The following is a 283-nucleotide window of genomic DNA, read 5'->3' as shown; positions in this document are numbered from 1 at the left end:
GGTCCTTCTCAGCGATGCCGGCGCCGCCCAGTCGATGTCCCGCAAGGGCAACTGCTATGACAACGCAGTCATGGAGAACTTCTTCGGACATCTCAAGGAGGAGCTCTTCCACCACGTCCGGTTCCTCAGCACCAACGCCCTGGCAGCAGCATTGGACGAGTACATCCACTGGTACAACACCGAAAGAATCTCCACAAAACTCAAGGGCCTGAGCCCGGTGCAATACCGGGCCCAGACCCTCGCAGCCTAGAATCCCATTTAGCCAGTCCAACTATCGGGGACC

At 58.3% G+C, this 283-nt stretch carries 1 protein-coding gene; it reads left to right on the top strand.

Translation table 11 applies throughout. The annotated features are described in order from the left end of the window. A partial coding sequence (locus IAQ70_RS22545) for an IS3 family transposase (protein ID WP_190992177.1) occupies positions 1 to 250 on the top strand: 250 nt, incomplete at its 5' end. Positions 251 to 283: the final 33 nt, after the last annotated feature.

It is taken from the genome of Pseudarthrobacter sulfonivorans (assembly GCF_014712225.1).
GTDB lineage: Bacteria > Actinomycetota > Actinomycetes > Actinomycetales > Micrococcaceae > Arthrobacter > Arthrobacter sulfonivorans.
Note: the sequence above shows the minus strand (reverse complement) of the source record. Positions and strands in the feature narration are given on the sequence as shown.